Here is a 5,268-nt window from a genome sequence, read left to right on the forward strand (position 1 = left end):
TGTGCTTGGTTTGATTTAAATTGTCGTGTAGTAGGGTTACGCCCCGCCCGCTATTTGTGCCAGTTGCGTAAGTCCTGGCTCTGTGTAGCAAATTGCTCCGAACAATAACAATACTCGCAGTAACCAAGGGCACGAGCAGCAACAACACGCCTAATTGATTCTGGGACTCGCTCCGACATCAGGTTACATAAATGTGTGTAGGTAAAAACTCATTAATCAGCACTTTCAAATCAACATTGCGAAGTTGAGCCAGTTGAATCAATGCTTCTGCGCGTTTGGCATCTTGTTGTTCGACGCGTTCAATGTACATCAGTAGTTCCTGATGCTCTGTTTCTGTAATTTCTCCAGTCTCGTTTTGCTGACGCAAATAAGTTAATTTGTCTTGTTCTTGGGGTGGTAAACAGCGTTGAATAATTTCAATCAAAGTTGCTTCACTTGCTTGAGGTTTTGGCGTTTCTGATACCTGTGAAGCCTCGTGAGAAAGGTACTCTAAAAATTCAACTGCTTTTACTAAAGATTCTCTCGGTAATTGTTCTAGCAGAGCGATCGCTTTTTTGCGAATTTCTATAGGTGCAGTCATAGAAAACCTGACCTCATTTGCACATAGCTTAAATTATAACTAGCCTTGTCACAGAGATATCACAGTTTTAGTATCATAATGAAGCCGCTCCTTGAGGACGGTGTTTTCAACTCCAGTTTTCGATAATAAAAAGCGTGAGCTAAATAGCTCGACCAACTTCTGTAGCTTGGGGAATTTCTATTAATTCGCCAGTTTTGACATCGTAAAGGTAGCCGTAAATCGGAATTTCTGGCGGTACTAATGGGTGAGAACGAATCCGCTTCACGTCTGCATACACACTTTGTGCTTGTTCGCCAATGGTCAACCAATCAATAAACTCGGCTTCGGTGGAACCGCCTCCAGAACCAACATCATACCAACCGGTGTCGTCTATCTTTGCAGTTTTCAGACTATTAGCCAATAAACTCCGAATAACTTGGTCTGTGAAGGTTTCCATACCACAATTTGTATGATGAATCACGAACCACTCACGAGTCCCAAGTAATTTGTAGGAAATTACCAAAGAGCGAATTGCATCATCACTGGCCCGTCCCCCTGCATTGCGAATTATATGGGCGTCTCCCTCCACCAACCCAGCAAATTTAGCTGGGTCAAGTCGAGCATCCATACAAGTGAGAATTGCAAATCGACGAGCAGGGGGTATGGTAAGGTCGCCTTTATCGCCGAAATTTTCAACGTAGGTGCGGTTCGCTAATAAAACTTCTTCTACAATTTGACTCATAATTTTTATTTGATGTCTCTATTTAGGATGGTTGAAAACTTTATCTAGGTAGGAACTTTGAATTTTCTTGTTGACTTTTGACCGTTGATGGTTCACAGTCAACAGTTAACAGTGAACCACTTTTGTTCAAATCAGAAAATGAGAGAAAAACTCCCTTAGCCGTTGGAGAATAAAACAGGAGAATCGATGATTTTCAACTGTATCAATACCAAAATTAACAAGGTATAAACTGTTGAAGAAATTAAACCAGTAAATAACTCTTTTTTGAGGTTACGCTCTTTGGGTTCTTTTTGAAACATGTCCTGAGAACCAAATTGCATCAACAGAATTCCCACAATATTGGAGAGCCAATACCCTATAATGGAACAGGGTAAAAGTAATTTCGGGGAAAGTAAACTGCATCCATAGCCAAAAGCATAAGCTATTGGCAGATTAAAAAGTAAGTCATTCCACCAGCATAGTGGTGACAATAAATATCCCAGTACTAGAAAAAATCCGCCTCTGAGCTTTTTGAAGATATCTTTTTTGAAGTCCTTTGAAATAGTTGGCTCTAACTGCTCAGTCATTGTCTGGTTTTCGAGGCTCAACTCTTGACTCATTTTTGGGAAGCTTTGCATAAAACCCACTATTCCTATCTACTTAGTGTAGTTTAAACTAAAAAGTAGACTTTAGTCTAGTACACAAGTGATACCATTTTGGGTTGTTGGCCCTCAAAACTCAGGAATAGTCATGCAGTCCTTTGCTATGGCAATCCTATTTGAGTTGTGAACAATATCGGTGTTGACTGTTGACTGTTGACTGTTGACGGTTAACAGTCAACAACCCTAACACGTAATATAGGAATGCTATTTGATTTTTGAACAAAATTCCGTACACTTTACTCTTTTATAACCCTATTGCTTCTTGCCTGCCGCCTATACAGTTCAGTTCATTAATCAAATCTGACTACTATATAGATAGGACTCATATTTGATTTGGTAAAAAAACTCAGTACACACCTAAATTTCTTTTTTCCTGTTCCCTGTTCCCTGTTCCCTCCTTACACAAATATGTTCATTAGTCAAATCAGATTCCTATAGTTACAATCAAAATACTGGAGTATCTAAATAGGAAAATGACAGATTTAGCTGCAAATAACACATTCGTCATAGCAGGAATTGTATTTATTACAATTGCTGTCATCGGGCAATCTAAATTAGGTTTTATTGAAATTAATCCGGGCTGCTTTGGGAGATTTCTGGCGTTAATTATAGGAATTTCAAGTTTGTTATATGCTTTAGGATTATTAAATTTTTCCGTGGCAAATATTGATTCATTAAGAAATTATTTACTAGAGCTAATTCAACAAAGTCTCAGCTCGATTAATGAACTTTTGCAAGGTTCATGATGATTGATAAAGATAGGATTTTGATAGATTTCAATAGACGGGCTTTCAAAATAGTAACTGGAGACTGGGAAAAGCAAGATATTTTCATTGTTTTTTGCATAAATGTACGTAAAGAATGTTTACGCCTTATTCTGGCGTTCAGACTTTTCTACAGCCCACAAGAGTATTTGCTAATTTAACTTTGAGTAATTACAAAGCGGAATTAATAAATTCGGCGCTTTTTTGTCCCCCATTTTTATAAAAAAGCAAGTTTTTTAGTAGGGTTTAAATCGTTATTATATAACTGTATTTGTGACTGGCAAATTGTTTAATAATATGCTAATAAAAGACTGTAAGTGAGGCTGGCGAGGACTAAGAAAGTAACAATTACATAGATGAATTCTCGCTTGAATAGAAAAGTCAATAGAGAAATTACTACGCGTAAAATTGGAGTAGCAATTAGTATTAATAGTCCCAGTTGAATAATACCGCGTAGGCGTAGCCCGTCGTAGGCATCGCTACCTGAAAAAACTGCTTGTACTACACCTACTGGTGAGCGAAATTGTAATGGCTCTCCCTGAAATAATTGATATCTCGCAGGTTCACCACCATGATGAATCAAGTAGAGAATACCTCCCACTAAAACCACGGCACTAGCTGTTAAAACGCCATATTTTAGTAGATTGCTCAGCAAATATTCTAATTGTTGCTCGCTTGATATTTTACTGACATTATTGTTAGCATCAATTTCACAGGTATTCGGTAATTGTGCTAGTTTAGTAACTTGCTGTGCTTCTAAATTTTCAATATCAGAATCGGAATTTTCTGGTGATAAAGTGAGTGCAATTACTTTGCTCTCTGGCTGTGGTGATGATGCCCAGCCGAAACCAGTATTTATTTTATACATTCTACAGCCCCCCTATTAAATTGTTGTAAACCATCTTTAAAGCCATTACCACCAGCACAATACTGAAAATAGTTCTTAAAATCTCTGTTTGAGTTCCTGCAAGGACTCGTGCGCCCAAAAAAGCACCAGGTAATACTCCCAACATCACCGGCATGGATAGTCCAGGATCGATGTAACCTCGTGCTAAATAAACTCCGGCTGAGGCTGCTGCTGTGACGCCGATCATAAAATTGCTAGTGGTGGTGGAAACTTTAAAAGGTAGACGCATGGCTTGATCCATTGCCAAAACCTTAAATCCGCCGGAACCAATACCCAGCAGTCCAGAAAGCACCCCAGCTAAAATCATCATGCTAAACCCCACTGGTACTGAATAAACTTTATAAGACATTAGTCCATCGGGAGTTGGATAACTATTATTGAGTTTTAGATAGTCTGCTAGAGGATCTGCTGGTTCATCTTGAGTGTTTTCTATTCTCGGTCGTTGTGAAAGATATGCTGAATAAATCAGAACGATCGCCAATACAATAGTTAGGGCTTTTACAGATACGAAAGTAGCGATTGTTGCACCAATGATGGCACCAATTGTTGTTCCTACTTCTAAAAACATCCCCAATCGTAAATTGGTATAGCCTTTTTTAATATAAGTAGATGCTGCACCCAATGAAGTAGCAATTACAGACACCAAAGAAGCACCAACAGCATATCGCAGATCGACGCCAAACATTGAAGTTAACAAAGGGACAATTACTACTCCACCCCCCAACCCAGTTAACGCCCCTAACAACCCTGCGCTAAATGAACCCAGCCAAACTAATAAAGAAAATTCTAAAATCGACAAATTTAATACCTCTTTTTTTAGATGTATAACAGGATGCCAAATAATTTTTTGTATTCTTTAAAACTGAAATGGGAAGTTAGTTGCTGATGATTGTTGATTGATGACTGATGACTGTTGACTGATGACTGATGACTAATGATTGATGATTAATGACCAGCTACCACTATCCATAATGATAAAAGCGCCTAATCCCATTAAGACAAAAGGCATAAAATCGTTACCGTAACGAGTTAAAAGGGAGGCGATCGCTGTATTGTGAGTTAACTTGTACGCTAGATAGCATAGAAATCCCACTAACATAAAAAATACTCCCAGAATTATTAGCAAACTCTCCCAAGTACTGCTAGCAAATAAAGGAACATAAATACTAATATTGTCAGTACCATTGGCAAAGGTAACTGCTGCTACGCTGTAAGTTTGAAAGTTAAGAAATTTACTTATATATGAGCCTTCAGACTGCTGAGTTTGTGTTTCTGTTTCTTGGGATTCATCATCTTCTCGGTTTAGCAAGCACTTGATACCAATTGTTATGGGCACTAAACCAAATAGTCCAATCCACGGTTTTGGTAACATTAAGCCACCAAAGAAACCAGGAAGACTAGCCATTACCAACGCTGTAAAACCGAGATATTGACCAGTGACTATATGCCAACGCCGAAGTTTAGCATTCACCTGAGAAAAAAACAGCGTCAAGATAACAATATCATCGATGTTTGTGGCACTAAAAGCAGCTGCACCTGTGCTAATCGCAGTCACTAATCCGCTCATAATTAATTTTAGATTTTAGATTTTAGATTTTAGATTTGGGCATTGGGTATGGGGGATGTGGGAGATGAGGAAGTAGGGAGATGGGGAG

At 38.6% G+C, this 5,268-nt stretch carries 7 protein-coding genes; 1 reads left to right on the top strand and 6 read right to left on the bottom strand.

Annotated elements, in window-relative coordinates; genetic code table 11:
• Positions 1-178 precede the first annotated feature (178 nt).
• The 3 genes from GNE10_RS31860 to GNE10_RS31870 form a co-directional block, all read right to left on the bottom strand.
• Complete coding sequence (locus GNE10_RS31860) at positions 179-580, bottom strand: hypothetical protein (protein ID WP_185569962.1); 402 nt, start codon at positions 578-580, stop codon at positions 179-181.
• Positions 581-719: 139 nt separating this feature from the next.
• A complete protein-coding gene (locus GNE10_RS31865) occupies positions 720-1,301 on the bottom strand; it encodes a carbonic anhydrase (RefSeq protein ID WP_185569964.1) in 582 nt (193 codons plus the stop codon).
• Between the two features lie 155 nt (positions 1,302-1,456).
• Complete coding sequence (locus GNE10_RS31870) at positions 1,457-1,867, bottom strand: hypothetical protein (protein WP_257209998.1); 411 nt, start codon at positions 1,865-1,867, stop codon at positions 1,457-1,459.
• A 548-nt stretch (positions 1,868-2,415) separates the two neighbouring features.
• Between GNE10_RS31870 and GNE10_RS31875 the strand changes: the two genes are divergently transcribed.
• Positions 2,416-2,688: a hypothetical protein gene (locus GNE10_RS31875; protein WP_260447117.1), complete on the top strand. Its 273-nt coding sequence runs from the start codon at positions 2,416-2,418 to the stop codon at positions 2,686-2,688.
• A gap of 307 nt (positions 2,689-2,995) precedes the next feature.
• Here the strand turns inward: GNE10_RS31875 and GNE10_RS31880 are convergent, their stop codons facing one another.
• From GNE10_RS31880 to GNE10_RS31890, 3 genes are all read right to left on the bottom strand, one after another.
• Positions 2,996-3,574 carry a DUF1634 domain-containing protein gene (locus GNE10_RS31880; RefSeq protein ID WP_185569967.1) on the bottom strand — a complete coding sequence of 193 codons (579 nt, stop codon included), beginning with the start codon at positions 3,572-3,574 and terminating at the stop codon, positions 2,996-2,998.
• Position 3,575: 1 nt separating this feature from the next.
• Positions 3,576-4,412, bottom strand: coding sequence for a sulfite exporter TauE/SafE family protein (locus tag GNE10_RS31885; protein ID WP_185569969.1), 837 nt, complete (start codon positions 4,410-4,412; stop codon positions 3,576-3,578).
• Between the two features lie 132 nt (positions 4,413-4,544).
• The gene (locus tag GNE10_RS31890; protein ID WP_185569971.1) at positions 4,545-5,180 is read right to left on the bottom strand and encodes a cadmium resistance transporter; all 636 of its coding nucleotides are present in this window, start codon (positions 5,178-5,180) and stop codon (positions 4,545-4,547) included.
• Between the last annotated feature and the right edge of the window lie 88 nt (positions 5,181-5,268).

The organism is Nostoc sp. 2RC, assembly GCF_014222165.1.
Lineage (GTDB): Bacteria > Cyanobacteriota > Cyanobacteriia > Cyanobacteriales > Nostocaceae > Nostoc > Nostoc linckia.